At 72.4% G+C, this 16,480-nt stretch carries 19 protein-coding genes; 8 read left to right on the top strand and 11 right to left on the bottom strand.

Going from position 1 to position 16,480, the window contains the following annotated elements:
* Positions 1 to 285: 285 nt before the first annotated feature.
* Genes DVA86_RS36235 through DVA86_RS00085 form a run of 3 tightly spaced genes read left to right on the top strand, consistent with a single transcriptional unit; the run spans position 286 to position 4,167 of the window.
* Positions 286 to 882 carry a cellulase family glycosylhydrolase gene (locus tag DVA86_RS36235; protein WP_425470721.1) on the top strand — a complete coding sequence of 199 codons (597 nt, stop codon included), beginning with the start codon at positions 286 to 288 and terminating at the stop codon, positions 880 to 882.
* A 46-nt stretch (positions 883 to 928) separates the two neighbouring features.
* A complete protein-coding gene (locus DVA86_RS00090; protein WP_208874653.1) occupies positions 929 to 2,779 on the top strand; it encodes a glycoside hydrolase family 15 protein in 1,851 nt (616 codons plus the stop codon).
* Complete coding sequence (locus DVA86_RS00085; protein ID WP_208874652.1) at positions 2,776 to 4,167, top strand: glucose-6-phosphate dehydrogenase; 1,392 nt, start codon at positions 2,776 to 2,778, stop codon at positions 4,165 to 4,167. Before DVA86_RS00090 ends, DVA86_RS00085 begins: the two co-directional genes overlap by 4 nt.
* Here the strand turns inward: DVA86_RS00085 and DVA86_RS00080 are convergent.
* Positions 4,157 to 4,639 carry an SRPBCC family protein gene (locus DVA86_RS00080; protein WP_208874651.1) on the bottom strand — a complete coding sequence of 161 codons (483 nt, stop codon included), beginning with the start codon at positions 4,637 to 4,639 and terminating at the stop codon, positions 4,157 to 4,159. The genes DVA86_RS00085 and DVA86_RS00080 overlap by 11 nt on opposite strands.
* A gap of 326 nt (positions 4,640 to 4,965) precedes the next feature.
* Here DVA86_RS00080 and DVA86_RS00075 point away from each other — a divergent pair, with 326 nt between their 5' ends.
* Entirely contained in the window at positions 4,966 to 6,060 is a 1,095-nt protein-coding gene (locus DVA86_RS00075; protein WP_208874650.1) for a baeRF2 domain-containing protein, read from the top strand.
* Positions 6,061 to 6,096: 36 nt separating this feature from the next.
* Here DVA86_RS00075 and DVA86_RS00070 read toward each other — a convergent pair whose 3' ends face one another.
* The 6 genes from DVA86_RS00070 to DVA86_RS00045 form a co-directional block, all read right to left on the bottom strand.
* Entirely contained in the window at positions 6,097 to 7,191 is a 1,095-nt protein-coding gene (locus tag DVA86_RS00070) for a DUF2332 domain-containing protein (protein WP_208874649.1), read from the bottom strand.
* A gap of 91 nt (positions 7,192 to 7,282) precedes the next feature.
* Complete coding sequence (locus tag DVA86_RS00065) at positions 7,283 to 8,413, bottom strand: winged helix DNA-binding domain-containing protein (RefSeq protein ID WP_208874648.1); 1,131 nt, start codon at positions 8,411 to 8,413, stop codon at positions 7,283 to 7,285.
* Between the two features lie 99 nt (positions 8,414 to 8,512).
* Positions 8,513 to 8,716 carry a hypothetical protein gene (locus DVA86_RS00060; protein ID WP_208874647.1) on the bottom strand — a complete coding sequence of 68 codons (204 nt, stop codon included), beginning with the start codon at positions 8,714 to 8,716 and terminating at the stop codon, positions 8,513 to 8,515.
* 275 nt (positions 8,717 to 8,991) lie between these two features.
* Complete coding sequence (locus DVA86_RS00055) at positions 8,992 to 9,315, bottom strand: hypothetical protein (protein ID WP_208874646.1); 324 nt, start codon at positions 9,313 to 9,315, stop codon at positions 8,992 to 8,994.
* 96 nt (positions 9,316 to 9,411) lie between these two features.
* Positions 9,412 to 9,843 carry a hypothetical protein gene (locus tag DVA86_RS00050; RefSeq protein ID WP_208874641.1) on the bottom strand — a complete coding sequence of 144 codons (432 nt, stop codon included), beginning with the start codon at positions 9,841 to 9,843 and terminating at the stop codon, positions 9,412 to 9,414.
* Between the two features lie 135 nt (positions 9,844 to 9,978).
* Positions 9,979 to 10,470, bottom strand: coding sequence for an ATP-binding protein (locus DVA86_RS00045; protein ID WP_208874640.1), 492 nt, complete (start codon positions 10,468 to 10,470; stop codon positions 9,979 to 9,981).
* Between the two features lie 170 nt (positions 10,471 to 10,640).
* On the opposite strand from DVA86_RS00045, the gene DVA86_RS00040 reads away from it, so the two are divergent.
* The 4 genes from DVA86_RS00040 (at position 10,641) to DVA86_RS00025 (ending at position 14,560) form a co-directional block, all read left to right on the top strand.
* Positions 10,641 to 11,456 (top strand): helix-turn-helix domain-containing protein, encoded by an 816-nt coding sequence (locus DVA86_RS00040; protein WP_208874639.1) that lies wholly within the window; start codon positions 10,641 to 10,643, stop codon positions 11,454 to 11,456.
* Positions 11,453 to 11,704, top strand: a complete 252-nt coding sequence (locus tag DVA86_RS00035) for a DUF397 domain-containing protein (protein ID WP_208874638.1) — start codon at positions 11,453 to 11,455, stop codon at positions 11,702 to 11,704. The genes DVA86_RS00040 and DVA86_RS00035 overlap by 4 nt, the downstream gene beginning before the upstream one ends.
* A 95-nt stretch (positions 11,705 to 11,799) precedes the next feature.
* Complete coding sequence (locus DVA86_RS00030) at positions 11,800 to 13,407, top strand: PH domain-containing protein (protein WP_208874637.1); 1,608 nt, start codon at positions 11,800 to 11,802, stop codon at positions 13,405 to 13,407.
* Between the two features lie 79 nt (positions 13,408 to 13,486).
* A complete protein-coding gene (locus DVA86_RS00025) occupies positions 13,487 to 14,560 on the top strand; it encodes an endonuclease/exonuclease/phosphatase family protein (protein WP_245996170.1) in 1,074 nt (357 codons plus the stop codon).
* On the opposite strand, the gene DVA86_RS00020 is transcribed toward DVA86_RS00025, so the two are convergent.
* The 4 genes from DVA86_RS00020 to DVA86_RS00005 form a co-directional block, all read right to left on the bottom strand.
* A complete protein-coding gene (locus tag DVA86_RS00020; protein ID WP_208874636.1) occupies positions 14,538 to 15,203 on the bottom strand; it encodes an SAM-dependent methyltransferase in 666 nt (221 codons plus the stop codon). The two genes, DVA86_RS00025 and DVA86_RS00020, sit on opposite strands and share 23 nt — an antisense overlap.
* Positions 15,193 to 15,819, bottom strand: a complete 627-nt coding sequence (locus DVA86_RS00015) for a GNAT family N-acetyltransferase (protein ID WP_208874634.1) — start codon at positions 15,817 to 15,819, stop codon at positions 15,193 to 15,195. Before DVA86_RS00015 ends, DVA86_RS00020 begins: the two co-directional genes overlap by 11 nt.
* A gap of 79 nt (positions 15,820 to 15,898) precedes the next feature.
* A complete protein-coding gene (locus DVA86_RS00010) occupies positions 15,899 to 16,135 on the bottom strand; it encodes a nickel-binding protein (protein WP_208884242.1) in 237 nt (78 codons plus the stop codon).
* Between the two features lie 158 nt (positions 16,136 to 16,293).
* The coding region (locus DVA86_RS00005) for a nickel-binding protein (RefSeq protein WP_208874633.1) at positions 16,294 to 16,480 on the bottom strand (187 nt) is incomplete at its 5' end.

Genomic DNA, 16,480 nt, shown 5'->3' with positions numbered 1-16,480 from the left:
GGGGCCTCCGGCCCCGCCATCATTCCCGCGCCGGGCGCGTACCGCCACCACCTGCGCCGGAACGGGGCGGCAAAACGGGCCCGGAAAGGGCGGCCGGGCGGCATCGGCACCTCTGTGAGAACTAAACCGCGACTAAACGGCGGCCCGCCCGTCGCACTCGGAGAATGACGGCTGCGCACCGGCGCCGGGGGCACAGTGCCCGCAAGGAACGACGATTTCGCACGCCTGCGATGTCACCGTGTCCGCGCGAGTCTTCGCGTGCGTGCTCCATGTTGGGAGTGAGAGATGAAGGAAACTCGTCACGCCCCGGCGGTCTTCGGGGCGGACCCGCGGCACAACACCGTCTTCTCGATCCACATGTACGGGGTCTTCGACACCGAACCCGAGGTACGCGACTGTATGAACCGGTTCGTGGCAAGCGGACTCCCCGTCGTCGTCGGCGAGTTCGGTGACGCGCACTCGGACGGCAATCCCGACGAGGACGCCATCATGGGCACCGCGCAGGAGCTGGGCCCCGGCTGTCTCGGGTGGTCCTGGAGCGGCAACGGCGGCGGTGTCGAGTACCTCGACATGGCGACGGGCTTCGACGCGAGCAGCCTCACGCCCTGGGGGCAGCGTCTTCAACGGCCCCGACGGCATCAAGGAGACGTCGCGCCCGGCGAGCGTCTTCGGCTGAACCGCCCGCCCGGCGGAGGTCCGGCGCCCGGACCGCCCAGGCCCGCCGGGCCACTCAGGTCCAGCGCCGGGGCCTCCGCCGGTTCTCCGCCGGGCGGCCGCCCTTTTCACCGGAGTGCACTACTGCCGCGGAGGCCGGATCGCGCTCCGGCGCGAGCCCCGCAACGGTGGGAGCACACGCGCTCACCGGAGGAACGGAGCGCGTGACGATCGCGTCCCACGGTCGTTCCCGGCGTTGCGGAAACGAGGCGGCATGCACGATCCCGACCCACCGTTCCGGCCGGTCCGCAGGCGGGACGGCTACCTTCCGCTGGAGGATCTCGCCCTCATCGGGGACGGCACGACCGCCGCGCTCGTCGGTCTGGACGGCTCCATCCCGTGGATGTGCCTGCCCCGGTTCGATGCCGAACCCCTCTTCTGCGGCCTGCTCGACCACGCACGGGGCGGCCGGTTCGTGCTGGCGCCGGAGGACGTGGTGGAGGCGAGACAGCGGTACGAGCCCGACACCGGCGTACTCACCACCGAGCTGCGCGCTCCCACCGGCCTGGTGCGGGTCACCGACGCGCTGGCGCTGCGTTCCGGCGCCGACCTCACCGACGACGTACCGGCCGGCCGTTCCGAACTCGTACGCTCCGCGGTGGTGCTGTCCGGGAACGTACGCCTGCGGGCGGAGCTGGAGCCGCGCGGCGGTGCGCAGACACGGGCGCTGTTCAGCGGGCTGGAGGTGGTTCCGTCCCGGCGCCCGGACCTGCGGCTCCACCTGCGGTCCAACCGCCCCCTGACCGGCCTGCACAGCACACACGACCTGCGGGAGGGCGACCGCCTCGATCTCGTACTGTCCTGGGGGCGCTTCCACCGCAACCGCCGGTTCGACACCGACACGACGCTGCGGGAGACCGCCGGCGCGTGGCGCCGCTGGATGCGGCACTTCGACTACGACGGCCCCGAAGAACCCCTGGTCAGGCGGGCCGCGATCACGCTCAAGCTGTGCGACGACTGGGCGGGCGGGGCGCTCGTCGCGGCGCCCACCTCCTCCCTGCCCGCGCCCGTCGGGGGCGTCCGCAACTGGGACTACCGCTACGCCTGGATCCGCGACGCGGCCTTCGCCGTGTTCGCCCTGCGCCGCATCGGTTTCGGCGGCGAGGCCGACGCTTTCCTCGGCTGGGTGCTGGACGCGTTCGAGTACGGCCGGCGGCCCCGGATCATGTACGACCTCCGGGGAGGCCCCGTCCCGGACGAGGTAGAGGACGACGAGCTGGAGGGCTACCGCCGCTCCGCCCCGGTGCGCTGGGGCAACGGCGCGGCCGACCAGCGGCAGCACGACATCTACGGCGAGATCCTGGACTGCGCCGACCAGTGGCTGCTCTCCGGCGGCGAGATCCAGCCCCCGCTGTGGGCGAGCCTGGCCGGGCTGGCCGACGCCGCGGGCCGGGCCTGGCGGCAGCCGGACCAGGGCATCTGGGAGGTACGCAGCGACGCCCGCGTGTTCACGTACTCCGCGGGCCTGTGCCAGGTGGCGCTGGACCGTGCCGCGCGGATCGGTGAACGGCTCGGCCTGCCCGGACAGATCACGAAGTGGCGCACCTCGGCCGACGAGCTGCGCCGGCTCATCCTGACGCGGTCCTGGGACGAGGACGCGCAGACCTTCAGCGCACACCTGGACGGCGGCGGCGTCCTCGACGCGAGCCTGCTCGCCCTCCCGCTGCGCGAGGTGGTGCCGGCGGACCATCCGCGGATGATGGCGACCAGCAGGACCATCGCGGAACGCCTGTCGGCGGGCAACGGGCTGCTCTACCGCTATCTGCACGAGGAGTCCCCCGACGGACTGGCCGGCGACGAGGGCGCGTTCGTGCTGTGCAGCTTCTGGCAGGTCGACAACCTCGTGGGGCAGGGCCGGGTCGAGGAGGCCGGGCAGCTGTACGCCTCGCTGTGCGCCAGGGCGAGCCGGGTGGGGCTGCTGCCGGAGCAGATCAACCCGACCACGGGAGAGTTCATGGGCAACTTCCCGCAGGCGTTCAGCCACATCGGCATCATCGGCAGTGGCGTGAACCTCGCCCGTGCGAAGGCGGGCACCTCGGCGACGAAGGCAGGGACACAAGGATGATCAACCGGCTGACGGTGTTCGGCGGTACGGGCGACCTCACCGCGCGCTTCCTGCTGCCCGCGCTGGCGGCCCTGCGGGCGGCCGGGCATCTCGGCGACCGGATGCGGCTGACCGGCGCGAGCAGGGAGGACTGGGACACCGAGCGGTACCGGGAGTGGGCCGCCGAACAGCTCGGCCGGCACGCCGGGCACTGCCCGGGCGACGCGAGGGAGGCGGTCGCCGCCTCGGCCCGCTATCTGCGTGCCGACGTCACGGACCCGGGCGACGTCGCCGCGGCCGTCGCGGGCGACGGACCCGTCGCCGTCTACCTCGCCCTGCCCCCGGCGCTCTTCCCCGCGGTGATCACCGCGCTGCACGAGGCGGACCTGCCTGCGGGCAGCCGGATCGTACTGGAGAAGCCGTTCGGCGAAGACCTGTCCGGCGCACGGGAGTTGAACCGGCTCCTCGCCGGCCTCGTACCGGAGCAGGCGGTGTTCCGCGTCGACCACTTCCTGGCCATGACGACGGTGCAGAACGTACTCGGCAGCCGCCTGGCCAACCGCGTACTGGAGCCCATCTGGAACAGCACCCACATCGCCGAAGTGGACATCGTCTGGGAGGAGACCCTCGCGCTGGAGGGCCGGGCCGGCTACTACGACCACGTCGGCGCGCTCAAGGACATGATCCAGAACCACCTCCTGCAGCTGCTCTGCCTCGTGGCCACGGAGCCGCCGATCACCCTCGGCGAGCGCGACCTGCGCGACCGGAAGGTCGACGTCCTGCGGTCCGTACGGAGCCTCACCGAGCACGACGTCGTACGCCGTACGCGCCGCGCCCGCTATCTGCCCGGCCGTGTCGCGGGCCGCGACATCCCCGCGTACGCCGACGAGGACGGCGTGGACCCGCGGCGGCGCACCGAGACCTTCGCCGAGGTGGAACTGGAGCTGGACAGCTGGCGCTGGGCCGGCACCCGGTTCCGGCTCCGCAGCGGCAAGGCGCTCGGGGCGGACCGCAAGGAGGTCGCGGTGCGCTTCCGCTCCGTCCCTCACCTGCCCTTCGGCCACAGCGAGGAAGCCCTGCCCAACGTGCTCCGCTTCCAGCTCGAACCGGAGGGGCTGACCCTCGACCTGACGGGCATCGGCGCCCACGCGGACGAGCTGGCCCCGCTCTCGCTGAGCGCGCGGATGGAACCGGCGGACCTGCCCGCGTACGGCCGCCTCCTGCTGGACGTACTGACGGGCGACCCCGCCCTGTCCATCCGCGGCGACGAGGCCGAGGAGGCGTGGCGCGTCGTCGAGCCCGTGCTGTCCGCCTGGGAGAGGGACCTCGTGCCGCTGGAGGAGTATCCGGCCGGCTCGGACGGCCCGCCCGCCCGCGGGAACGCGGCGGTACCGCCGCTCACGGAGTGACCGGGCCCCCGGGCGCCGGGCCCCCGGCGGGCGCACGCCCCTGCTCACGGAGCGCGATCCGGGCCAGCTTGGTCAGCATCATGCCGTTGCGTACCGCGACGAGGTAGTCCACGGGCAGCCCGTGCATCCTCGTACCCGGTCCCCGCAGGGCGTGCCAGTCGAGGACGAGGAGAGTGTGCTCGCCCCACGGGATCAGGTTGATGGCGATGCGGGCGGCACCGAACGGGTCCGCCTTTGCCTCCAGTTCCAGCCGGCGCTCCGGTTCGCAGATGCGGACGACGCAGGTGTCGTCGAGGCTCACGCCGCCCACCCCGACACGTACCCGCAGGCGGGCGCCCACGGCGGGCCAGTGCGGGTCGGCGGCCAGAATCCGCTGCGTGCCCGTCACCCACTCCCCGTAGCGGTAGCCGTCCGACAGCAGGGCCCAGACCTCGGAAGGCGGGCTCAGGACCAGACGGCGGTTGCGGGCCACGCTGACCACACTCCTTCCGCAGGACGGGGCCGTGAACGCGCGGCGGCCGCACGGCACAGTCTCCGACGCTAGCCATACGAGGCGCCTCCGGCACGCCCGTCCCCCGCTCCGGCGCCGCGCGCCGGACTCGCTGACCAGGCGCGATCGCCCACCGCCGACCGCGGTCACGGCGACGTCCAGCCAGGTGACGGCGGCGGCACTATGGACGAAATAGCCTGTATCAGGCAAAGCACTCGCATGCCTACAGGCAGGGCTTATCGTGCTGTCCGTTGCGGTTGCGGTGAACCTCAAGGAAAGGCGGCAGGGCGACTCTGCCCGGAATCATCATGGATCTTGCGTTCCTCCAGCCTCTGTACGCGGACGACGCCGACGTCGTATCCGTCCATCTGGACACCTCACGCGTGGCGCACGACGCCGACAAGCAGATCGAGCTTCGCTGGCGGGCGGCGCGGCGGTCGTTGAGCCGGCAGGGCGCGCAGGAGGCGGACCTCGCCGTACTGGACGACGCCGTGGGAGGCGCCCCTGACCTGCCCGGCCCGCAGGGCGAGGCGCTGTTCGCCTCGGCCGGCCGGCTGCTGGGCGCCTTCACCCTCGCCGAGCCGCCGGCGGCGGACAGCGCACGGGTGCTGCCGGTGCCGGACCCGCTGGGTGTGGCCATCGACCGAGACCACCAACTGCCGCACGTGGTCGTGGCCGTGGACCGGGAGGGTGCCGACGTGGAGGCCTACCCGGCCGCCGGGCACGAGCCGGTGTCGCGCCGTACGTTCAACGGCAGCACGCTCCACATCACACGGGTGCGTGCGGGCGCCGAGGCGCAGGCCTCGTACCACCGGCGCACCGTCAACGTGTGGACGGAGAACACCGCGCAGGCGGCCGACGACGTACGCGCCGCCGCGGCCGGCGTCGAGGCCGCCGTGGTGCTGATCGCCGGGGACCCCAAGGCGGTGGGACTGCTGCGCGGGCATCTGGCCGAACGTCCGCTCGACGCGGAGGTGGTGTACGTCGAGGGCGGCCGCACCGACACCTCCGCCCGCGAGGGTCTGCGGGCGAGCGTGGACGCCGCCATGCACGAGGCCATGACCGCCCGGCACCGCGCCGTACTGGAGCGCCTGGAGGCGGAGCTCGCCGGTGACCGGGCGCTCCAGGGCATCCCGGCGGTCAAGGAGGCCCTGGCCGAAGGGCGAGTGGAAACGCTGCTGCTGGCCGCCGACCGCGACGGGGACCCCGAGCTGTACGCCTCACGCCGTGAACCGCGGGCCCTGGGCACCGAGTCCGCGGCACTCGGCGCCGACCCGACGGCCTTCAGCGCCCCGGCGGCACCGCTCCTGCTGCGCTCGGCGGTCCTCGGCGGAGCTTCGTTCACCGAGGTCCTTCCCCCGACGCGGTGCACGGACGGCGTCGCCGCCCTGCTGCGGTACTGACGGCGCGTGCCACGGCGTCGGGCAACGGCGCCCGGCTCACCCGGAGGAGCCGCCACCGCCCAGCCACGCCAGCCAGCGGCCCCGCGACCAGCAGCGGCCGACGGCCTCCGCGCGCAGGGCGGATGCCTCGCACACCGCCAGGCCGACGATGCTGTGCCCCGAGGCGCGGCGGTCGCCGAGCGTCGGTACGGCCGGCGCGACGCCGACTCCCTCCGCCGACACCCACGCCACCGCACGGCCGGTCGCCGCTTCGTCGAGGCGGTGCAGGAAGCGCAGGCGGTGCTCGAGCGGGTAGTCCGACAGCGCCCACGTCGTGATGACGACGGGCAGGACGTCCGCGGGCACGCGGGCGAACGCGTCGGGCAGCGCGTCGACGGGGTCGCCGCGCAGCAGTAGCGGAGGAGCGGCCGCCGCCAACGCCAACTCCGCCTCCAGCTTCGCCATTTGGCCTTGCCGGTCCGGCTGGTCCGGCTGGTCCGGCCACTGGCAGGCGCGCAGCCACCTGGCGTCTGCCGCGTCGGTCACGTCGTACGGGTCGGGGCCGACGCCGACCCGTACGACGACCTCGGGCACCGCGCCCGTCGGCAGGCGCCGGTCTCCCCTGACCTCAGCCGACAGCCGTACGGGAGACGACGGGTCCCCCAGCGACTGCCCGTTGCCGTACGTGATGCCGACGCGGTCGACGTGGAGATTCAGCCCGGCCGAGCCGCCGACGTCGATCAGCCCCACCGCCCGCGCGCCCACCCGGCGCGCCGCCTCGGCAACGGCCGGGTACAGCACGGCGCAGCGCCGGGTCTCGTACGTCCGCGTCTCCCGGCGCACCGCGATGGCCACGACCTCGTCGGTCATCCGCAGCAGCGTGCCGGTCGCCGCGTCGGCGGCGGCGTCGACGTCCCCGGCGGCATAGGCCGCGGCGAGCTCCGGGGCGCGTCCGGCGAGGGCGAGGTCGTGCAACGCGGCGAGGATCACGGCGGGTTGCCGCTTGCGCGCGGGCGCCGACTCGATGGCGCGCAGCCCTTCGCCGGACTCACTCAGGGCGACGGCGACGCGCTCGTACAGTGGCGACTTTCCGGCGGCGTCGACCTCACCGAAGCGGCGGTACGTCTGCGCGAGTGTGCGGGTTCCACCCACGGCTACGGCGCTCTCTGCGGTCGGCAGCTCGGCATCCGGCGAGTCTAGCCGCGTACGCCTTTCGCGTACGGGTCAGCCGCCCCCGTACGCCTCACCCCTCCCCGTACGGCGGCTCCCACCACACCGCGTGCTCCGCGCCCGGCGTGTGGAACGCGAGCAGCGCCGCGCCCTCCGCCTCCAACGCGTCGCGCGCGGCGCGCGGCAGAGACGTGAACGGCTTGATCTCCAGCGCCGCCCGCGTGTGCTTCCGGTCGGCGTCGATCCGCCACGTCCCCCGCAGGAACCCGTCCGACAGGAAGACCGGCAGCGCCTCGAAGCCCTTCCAAAAGTGCCGCTGCGCGCCCTCGCCGACGATGCGCGCGCGGTCCTTGTGCCCGATGAAGACGTTGTCGAACTCCGGCAGGAAACGCGCCGGAGCGGGCACATCCGCGTCGGGACGCGGCGCGTCCGGCAGGTCGTACAGCTCGGTCCCCGACTCGTCCCGGAAGACGGCCAGTTGGTCCCGCTGCCGTTCGATCACCTCGCGGAGCCGGGTCAGGCCGCTCCACATCTGTACGTCCTGCACGGACGCCGGCCCGAACGCCGCCAGGTAGCGCAGCACGAACGCGTCCAGGTCGGCGTCCTTCTCGGCCACGGGCTGCCTGCCCAGCCAGTGCCCGGCGGTCGTGTGCCGGGCCAGCCCGCCCCGCTGCCACAGCCCGCGCGGCGTCACCTGTACGAGCGGCAGCAGATGCCGCGCAACCATCCCGAGCGCCTGCACCTGCGTACCGGGCCACTCCTCGGCGAGGATCTTCCCCAGCTCACCCGAACTGCGCGGCTTCTCCTCCAGCAACTCCCGCGACCGTACGACCACCTGCTCCAGATCCACCCCGGCCAGCCGCTTCCCGAACGCCGACTTCAGCGTCCGGTCCTGCACCACCTGTACGAGCGGCCGCAGCGCGAGCGCGTCCCGCGCGGTGACGGTGTGGATGGTGCACCGCATCATGCTGAGCCGCACGAACTCCCGCTCCCCGAACCGCCGCGAGAAGTCCTCCGGATCGAATCCGTCGAGCCTGCTCCACAGCGCGGTGTAGTGGTTGGTGGGCACCTGCGTCTGCAACCCCACCAGCTGCTCGACGGCCCGAGCGGCGTCCATGTCCGCACGCCGCAGCAGCAGTTGCCGTTCGAGCGTCGCCCGGTTGAGCGCGCGGGTGGAGAGCACGGAGGGTGTCGTCGCCGTCATGCCCACGACGCTACGGTCCCTTGCGGACGATCCCGGTCCTCAACGGGTGCAGCGCCGCTCGATGCCCACTCAAGCGGCCTCCGCGTCGCGCCGCCGCCGCTACGCCGCCGCGAACACCATGCGGAGGACCGCGACGGTGATCAGAGCCGCAGGAACGGCGTACCACCAGCACCGCAGCCGGGCCACAGCGACGAACGCCGCAGTGAGCCCTGCGGCCAGCAGTTCGCTCGCGATACCGAGAACCGCCATCAGCCGGACGGTGTCGGTCGCCGTGGTGTCCCACGAACCCTCTGACGCGGTCATGAGCGCGTTGAGGACGAAGAAACCGCCAACACCGTTCAGAGCGACCAGGACCAGGGCACACAGCACGGTCAAGCCGTGCGCTGCCGCCCGACCGGACACGGGCTCCGCGCCGGACCTAGTCACGCAGAGCCCGCCTCGCGTCATCGACGTTGTTGTTGAACCCGCGGCCGTATGCCTGCGCCGCGTCGCTCTCCCAGTAGGGGCCACCGTTGTACCTCGCAGCGAGCTCCTGATACTGCTGAGTCGTCATCTCACTTGCGGGCACGTCCGCGAACTCACTCTCCGCCTTCAGCTGAGCCAGGTACTCCGACGCAATGTAGATGTTCGTCCCCGGATTCTGCGTGGGCGGCCTCGACCTCGTCTCGCTGAGCGTCGGTCATATTGGCCGGATCGTAGCCCAGGACTTCCGCCGAGCGTCTGATCTGGATTGCCATGGGGCCCATGGAGGTCTCGTCGGCTTCACCATCGAGGCCGACCTTGCCAGCGACCCACTGGGTCACCCAGCCCGCATCGTGTTGGTTCTGCCGGTAGTTGTCACTCACGTCGTCGACCCAGCCGGGATCCCCCTGCACCTCTTGCCAGGCGATCCCGGCAATCATGTCCGGCGGCAGCCCGGTGTACGCGGCGGCGTCCTTGATGTGTTCTCGATTGTGGTGGATCCAGTCCCGCCGCTCTTCATCGGAGTTCGAAGGAAGTCAGTAGTTGTGGTCCTTCGCATCCGGCAGTCCGTCCAGTCGTGAACGTATATCGCGCAGCTTCGCTGACACGCGTTCATCATCAGGAATCGGCGTGATGCCATCGACCTTCGGCCCGGATCCTGGGAGCGCGACGTTGGGGTCGTCCGCCGCTTCGGCCACTTCCTTCCGCAATGCCGGAATCCCTGCCAGCAGCTTCGACGGGTGCGGGATATCACCTCGGAAGTCCGGCAGAGACCGATACGCTTTCCCTAGTTCTGCGAGGCATGCGTCGCGAGCATCGCTCTCGATCTTCGCAGCATGGGAATAGCTCGCGTCGGCCTGATTGTAGTAGCGCTCCGCTTCGTCGCGAATCTTGTCCACGTCCACCGTAATCTCTGCCAACCAGTCCAGTGCGCCGGTCCTCTTGCGGAGGTCCTCCCAGGTCAGCACGGCGCTTCTCCCAGAGTAGACGACGTGCGAGACCCAACTACATGTTCAAGACAGGCGCAGGCTGGGCCCGCTCGGGCCCCACAATTTCGCGCGAGAGGGTTGATAAGCCAGCGAACAAGTCAACGACGAGATTCCTCAGCCCTCGCCAGAGGTGACAGGGCGGCCGCACTTGGGCGCGCGACCCGTACCGGACGGCAGTGGGACCTCCGCCCATACGGTCTTCAGCGGGGGCGGCCCCTCCCGTACGCCCCAGCGGTCCGCCAGCGCGCGCACGAGCAGCAGACCCCGGCCCGATTCGGAATGCGGGGACGGTGTCTGATCGGCAGCCGTAGGGAGGCGTTCGGGGCGGGTGTCAGACACCTCGATACGCAGCCGGTCGTCGTCCGTGACGGCGAGCGTGAGCCGGAAGTCCCGGCCGCGCGTACGGCCGTGGAGCGCGGCGTTCGCCGCCAGTTCGGACACGATCAGCGACACGGTGTCCGACGTGTCCGAGCCGTACGGGACGCTCCACGCGTCCAGCTGCTGCGCGGCGAGCCGCCGCGCGAGGCGGGCGCCGCGCCGGGTGGAGCTGAGCTGCTGCCTGAACGTACGTACGATCGCGGGGGTTTGGGCGTGCTGGGCTGTCATGCGGCCGAGCGTCGCGACCGGCCGGGGCGCCGGACAGGACCAGCCCTGGTACAGCCCCGCTTGTACTGGTTGACGCTCTGGACAGGGTCGGTCACCCTACGTGACGATGATGAGCCAGTTGATGTTCGGCGGAACGGGCACGGGAACGCGCACCGGAATGGGCGGGCGGCATGGGAGCAGAGCCGGAAGTCTCGGACAGCCTCAGGGGCTTCGGGGCGGTGCTGAAGGCACTGCGGGAGGAAGCGGGCCTGACGCAGGAGGAGTTCGCCGAGAAGGTGCGGTATTCGGTGCACTACGTGGCGAAACTCGAGCAGGGGAAACGGTATCCGCCCCAGCGTTTCGTGGAACGCGCGGGCGCGACGCTTGAGGCTCCGCGCGTGCTGCGCGCGGCCGCGCGGTATCTGACGCGCAGGCAGGGGCTCGCGTCCTGGTTCCAGCAGTGGGCGAGCATTGAGGAAGACGCGATCTCGCTTTGCGCCTATGAATGCCGGGCGATCCCGGGCCTGTTGCAGCCCGAGCCGTACATCAGGGCACTCTTTGAGCGGAGATTGCCACCGCTCACAGAGGACCACATCGAGCGCCAGGTGACAGCCCGCCTGGAACGGCAGCAACTCCTTACGGAGCGCCCTGGCACGGCCTTCAGCTTCATCATCGAACAGGCGCTATTGGAGAGGCGGGCAGGAGGGCCGGGGGTCGCGAAGGCCCTCGTCGATCACCTGCTGGGTCAGGGTGAACGACGCAACATCGAGATCCAGGTGATGCCGCTGCGACAAGAGGAACACGCTGGTGCCGACGGCTTGATGTATCTGGCCGAGACCCAGGACCACCAGTGGATCGGCTACACCGAAGGGCAGCTCTCCAGCAGTCTGCTCGCCGCCTCTGCGGACGTGAGCACGCTGCTCCAGCGCTACGGCATGCTCCGCTCGCAGGCCCTCAGTCACGCCGCTACGGTGGCACTCCTGGAGCAACTGCGAGGAGCGTTATGAGCGTTGAACAGTTGGCATGGTTCAAGAGCAGCTACAGCGGCAGCGACGGAGACAACTGTCTGGAAGTCGCGATGGAATGGCGCAGGAGCAGCCACAGCGGCAGCGGGGGCGACAACTGCGTAGAGGTCGCCACCTGCCCGCAGACCGTGCACGTACGGGACTCCAAGGACACCCGCCGCCCCGGGCTGGCCCTCACCCCCGACGCCTGGGCGGCGTTCGTCGCGCACGCGGCGGGCGCGCGGCACTGATCGTCAAGGCGGGCAGCACCCGGCAGTGACATGGTGTCCGTGGCTGCCGGACGCCGTACAAGCGCGGGCGCACCGCCGCTGGCAGGGTGACTGGCATGAACAATGTCCGGGAAGTCACCTGCCGTCCCCGTTGGCAGGGGGTTCTGTGGTTTTTCGTCGGGCTCGGTGCGGCCGGGGCCGGTCTGGCCGCAGTACGTGTGGTGCGCGTCGTGCACGGGGGCGGCCTCCTGGACGTGTGGCTCGGTGCCGGACTCGTCCTCGCGCTGGGAGGTGTCGCGGCGCTGTACGCGGTCACCGCCCGCGTGCGCGCCGACTCGTACGGCGTCCACTCCCGTACGCTGCTGCGCCGCCGCAGCGTGCCGTGGACGGACATCGCCGACCTGCGCATCCGCCTGAAGCACGAGCACAATCACCACGTCGAACTGGCCCGCCGCGTCGACCTCTCGCTGCGCGACGGGCGCACGTGGCTCCTGCCGCAGCCGCAGAGCTGGGAGCGCGAGGACCCGGACTTCGACGCGAAGGTGGACGCGTTCCGGGTGCTGCACGCGCGGCACGGGGCGCCGGAGTCGAGCCATCTCCCCGTCATCTCGCACCGCACCGCCGGGAGCGGCGGCTGGGCCGGGCCGCTGAGTCTGTGCGTGTTGCTGCTCGCGGGGGCGGGCCTGGCCGCGTGGTTCGTGCCCGGCGTCGAGTCGAACCAGCAGGCGTGGCGGTCGGCGGCCCCGTGCACCGCCGGGACGCCCGCCGCCGAGCGCGACGAGTGCCTGGCGACCGTTCCGGCCGTGATCGAGAAGACCGACGCGAACCGGCCCAAGAAGCCGAGCTGGCTGTACTTCACCGACGACCGGCCGCTGAACCGGCTCCGCGTCTCGTACGAGGGCGCCCGGGGGTTCGAGTCCGGCGACCGCGTCGAACTGACCATCTGGAACCGCGAGGTGCGGGAGGTCGCCGGAGAGCATCACGTGTGGCGCGAGCACGTCACCCCCGCCAGGGACGTGGCCGTTGTCGCGGCGACTCTGGCCCTCATCGCGGGCTACCCCGCCGCGCGCGTGGTGGTGCGCGTGCGCGGGCGGCGGCTGCTGCCGGACGACGAGGTGCTTCCGTCGGCGCTGCCGTTCGCGGGGGCGCTCGCCGGTACGGCCCTGTGGGTGCTGCCGCTGTGCTGGTTCCACCCCACGACCCTGTTCACCTCTCCCACGGCGACGGCGCTCGCGTGGGCGGCCGGGGGCTCGCTGGTCTCCCTGGGCCTCTTCGCCTGGGCCTGGCGGGCCACCCGCGTACGTACTCCCCGGGAGTCCCGGACGCCCGCCGGGAAGACGGGACGGCGGTCGGGGCCGAAGACGGGGCCGGTGTTCCTGGCCGCGCGCTTCCTGGAGCACACGGACTACAACCCGCGCGGTTTCGGCACGCACATCGTCCTCGGTGACGGGCCGCCCGCGGTGACGCCCCACTCCGGGCCGGGACGGTTCGCGGCGAAGACCATCCCGGTGGCGCGGCTCACGGTCGGGGAAGTGCGGCGCGTACGTGGCGACGACGGCGACACCGTCTCCCGCGGCTGGCACATCGCCGTACTGGACGACGCGGGCAAGCCGGTCCGCCTCGCGGCCGCCCCCGCGGACCTGACCCGCATCCTCGGCGAGTTGAGTCTCGCGCAGGCGACGCAGGCCATGAACGCCACGCACCCCGCGAACCCCTCACCGTGATCACATCGGCGGTCCGCGCGGGCGACGCGCGGCGGCCCCGTGGCGCGGGCGCGGCGCGGGGTAGGGCACCATCAGGGGCGTGTACACGGGGCAGGACGACTACGAGTACCGGGGTGAGACGCCGCCCGAGCTGCGGCCCGAGGCGGACACCGCGCCCGACCGGCGCGGGCTGGACGCCTCGGCGCGGCGTGCCGCCCGTACGCGGCGGGGGCGGGTGCTCGCCGGGCTCGGCGTGCTCCTGCTGCTGCCGGTCAGCGTGCCGCTCGGGTTCCGGATCGCTGACGCGGACGGGCCGACGCCCGTGCCTCAACTGCTGGCGTTCCTGCCGTGGTTCCTGGCGCCGGGCTGGCTGGCGCTGCTGGCCGCGGTGCTGGGGCGGCGCTGGTTCGTGATGCTGTGGGCGGTGGCGGTGCTGGCGGCGACGGGGTGGTTCATCCGGCCGTACGGGGCGGACGCGCCGGCACCGCGTGAGGAACCGCCGACGGCGCGGTTCCGGGTGCTGACCGCGAACCTGGAGTACGGCGACGCCACGCGGCAGCTGGTGAGCGCGCTGCGCCGGGAGCGTCCGCAGCTGGTGTCGGTGCAGGAGTGCGAACGGAAGTGCGCGGCGGCGCTGCGTACGGCCGAGATGCGGGAGGCGTACCCGCACCGGGTGATCGCCCCGGGCAACGGCGCGGACGGTTCCGCGCTGCTGAGCACGTACCCGCTGCGCAGCACCGAGCCCGTACCCGGTGAACTGTCCATGCCGGGCGCCGTCGTGGACATCGCGGGCACGCAGGTACGGGTGCAGGTCGCGCACCCGATGCCGCCCATGCCGGACGGGCTGGTGACCTGGAACCGCGAACTGGACCGGCTGCGCGCCTACGCCGACCGCGGCGACAGCCCGACGCTGCTCGCGGGTGACTTCAACGCGAGCCAGGACCACGCCGCGTTCCGCGACATCCTCGACACGGGGCTGCGGGACGCCGCCCGGCTGCAGGGGCAGTCGCGCACGCCGACGTGGCCGAGCGCCACGGCGCCGCCGCTCGGCGCGCAGATCGATCACGTGCTGCTGAGCGAGGAGTTCGAGGCGGCGGACGCGCAGTTCGTCGACATGAACGGTTCGGACCACCGGGCGCTGCTGGTGGACCTCAAGCTGTACGCGGCGGGCTGACGCCGGGCCGTCGCCCGCGGCCCTCGGTCGCGGTCGCGGGCGGGGTCACAGTCGCGGCCTGCGCGATCACGCACACGGTGGGGCGCGGCGCGGTGTCGCCGATCAGCACCTCCCGTACGGCGAACCCGGCCCGTTCCACGCCCCGTGCCACGCTGTCGCCCACCGAACGGGCCTGGCCCGCGTCGAGCGGCTGCCCGAAGAGGTACAGGCGGCCGTGCGGCGCCAGCCAGTCCGCGACGCGGGCGGCGTCGGAGAACGGGCCGCGCCAGAACACGCCGACGTGGGCGGCGAACACCTTGTCGAACGCGCCCCGTTCGAAGTCGGCGTCGTTCATCGCCGTCTGCACGATCACGGCGCGGCCCGCGTCGACATGCGCGCGGTTCCGCGTACGGGCGGCGGCGGCCATCTTCGCGGAACGGTCGATCGCGGTGATGCGGCCGGTGCCGGTCAGCCGTTCCGCGACCAGGCTCACGGCGACGCCGTGGCCGCAGCCGATCTCCAGGACGCGGTCGTCGGGGCGTACGTCCATCGTGCGGACGGCCCACACGTGGCGCTCGGCCTCGGGGCCGCCGCCTGTGCCGGTACCGCCGGTACCGCCGGTGCCAGCGGTGCCGCCTTCCGCGCCGCGCGGGCTACCAGACATCGCCGTCTCGCCAGTCGCAGACGAGATCGCCGTCCAGGTCCAGCGGCGGGGCGTCCGGCACCGGCGCCGGCACCGGCAGGACGTACACGCCGTCGTCCTCCTCCGCTGTGCGCCGCAGTCCGTCCGGGGCGAGCACGTACGTCCTGCCCCGCCACGGCTGCCAGCCGCGGGCGGCGTAGAGGCGGGCGGCGCCGTCCGCGGCGGAGAGTGCGCCGAGGTCGTAGCCGCCGCGCACGTACCGTTCCGCCTCCGCCATCACCCTGCCGCCGTACCCGCGGCGCTGCCGGTCGGGACGTACGGCGACGCCTTCCACGTAACCGGTCCGCAGCGCCCTGCCCCGGTGCAGGAAGCGCCGCTGTACGACGGCGGCGTGCGCGATCAGCGCCGCCTCGCCGCCGGGGCCCGGCTCCCACAGGAGCACGTGGACGCCGCCCAGGGTGTGGTCCCAGTCCTCGTCGCTGTACGCGCTGTACGCGCCGTGTTCGCTGTGCGCGCCGTGCTCGCCGTCGAAGGCGTGCGTGAGCAGCTCGCGGACAGCCGCGAGTTCGGGTGCGGTCAGATCCGCGGTGTGCGCGGTGCGTGTGGTGTGTACGGTGCCGCCCACCGTGCCCGTCATTCGTCCCCCCGCCCGTTGGGGCCTGCGCGTCCTGCCCGCGAGCGTACGTGGACGCGTACGGCCTTGGCCGCCGTACGCGTCAGACGCTGAACGGCACCTCGTGGACCTCCTCGGCCGGGTGGCCCGCCCGCTCGTGGATACGGCGCACCGCGTCGGCGGACGGCGCCTCGGAGAGGCAGTAGACGGTGCCGGACTCCGGGTCGGCCCACGCCTTCTCGAAGTGCACGTTCTCGTCCTTCTCGATGGCCTGGTCGGCGGCGTGCGCCGTGCTCGCCGTGCTCGCCGTCGAAGGCGTGCGTGAGCAGCTCGCGGACAGCCGCGAGTTCGGGTGCGGTCAGATCCGCGGTGTGCGCGGTGCGTGTGGTGTGTACGGTGCCGCCCACCGTGCCCGTCATTCGTCCCCCCGCCCGTTGGGGCCTGCGCGTCCTGCCCGCGAGCGTACGTGGACGCGTACGGCCTTGGCCGCCGTACGCGTCAGACGCTGAACGGCACCTCGTGGACCTCCTCGGCCGGGTGGCCCGCCCGCTCGTGGATACGGCGCACCGCGTCGGCGGACGGCGCCTCGGAGAGGCAGTAGACGGTGCCGGACTCCGGGTCGGCCCACGCCTTCTCGAAGTGCACGTTCTCGTCCTTCTCGATGGCCTGGTCGGCGGCGTGCGCC

The sequence above is a fragment of the Streptomyces armeniacus genome (assembly GCF_003355155.1).
Classification (GTDB): domain Bacteria; phylum Actinomycetota; class Actinomycetes; order Streptomycetales; family Streptomycetaceae; genus Streptomyces; species Streptomyces armeniacus.
Note: the sequence above shows the minus strand (reverse complement) of the source record. Positions and strands in the feature narration are given on the sequence as shown.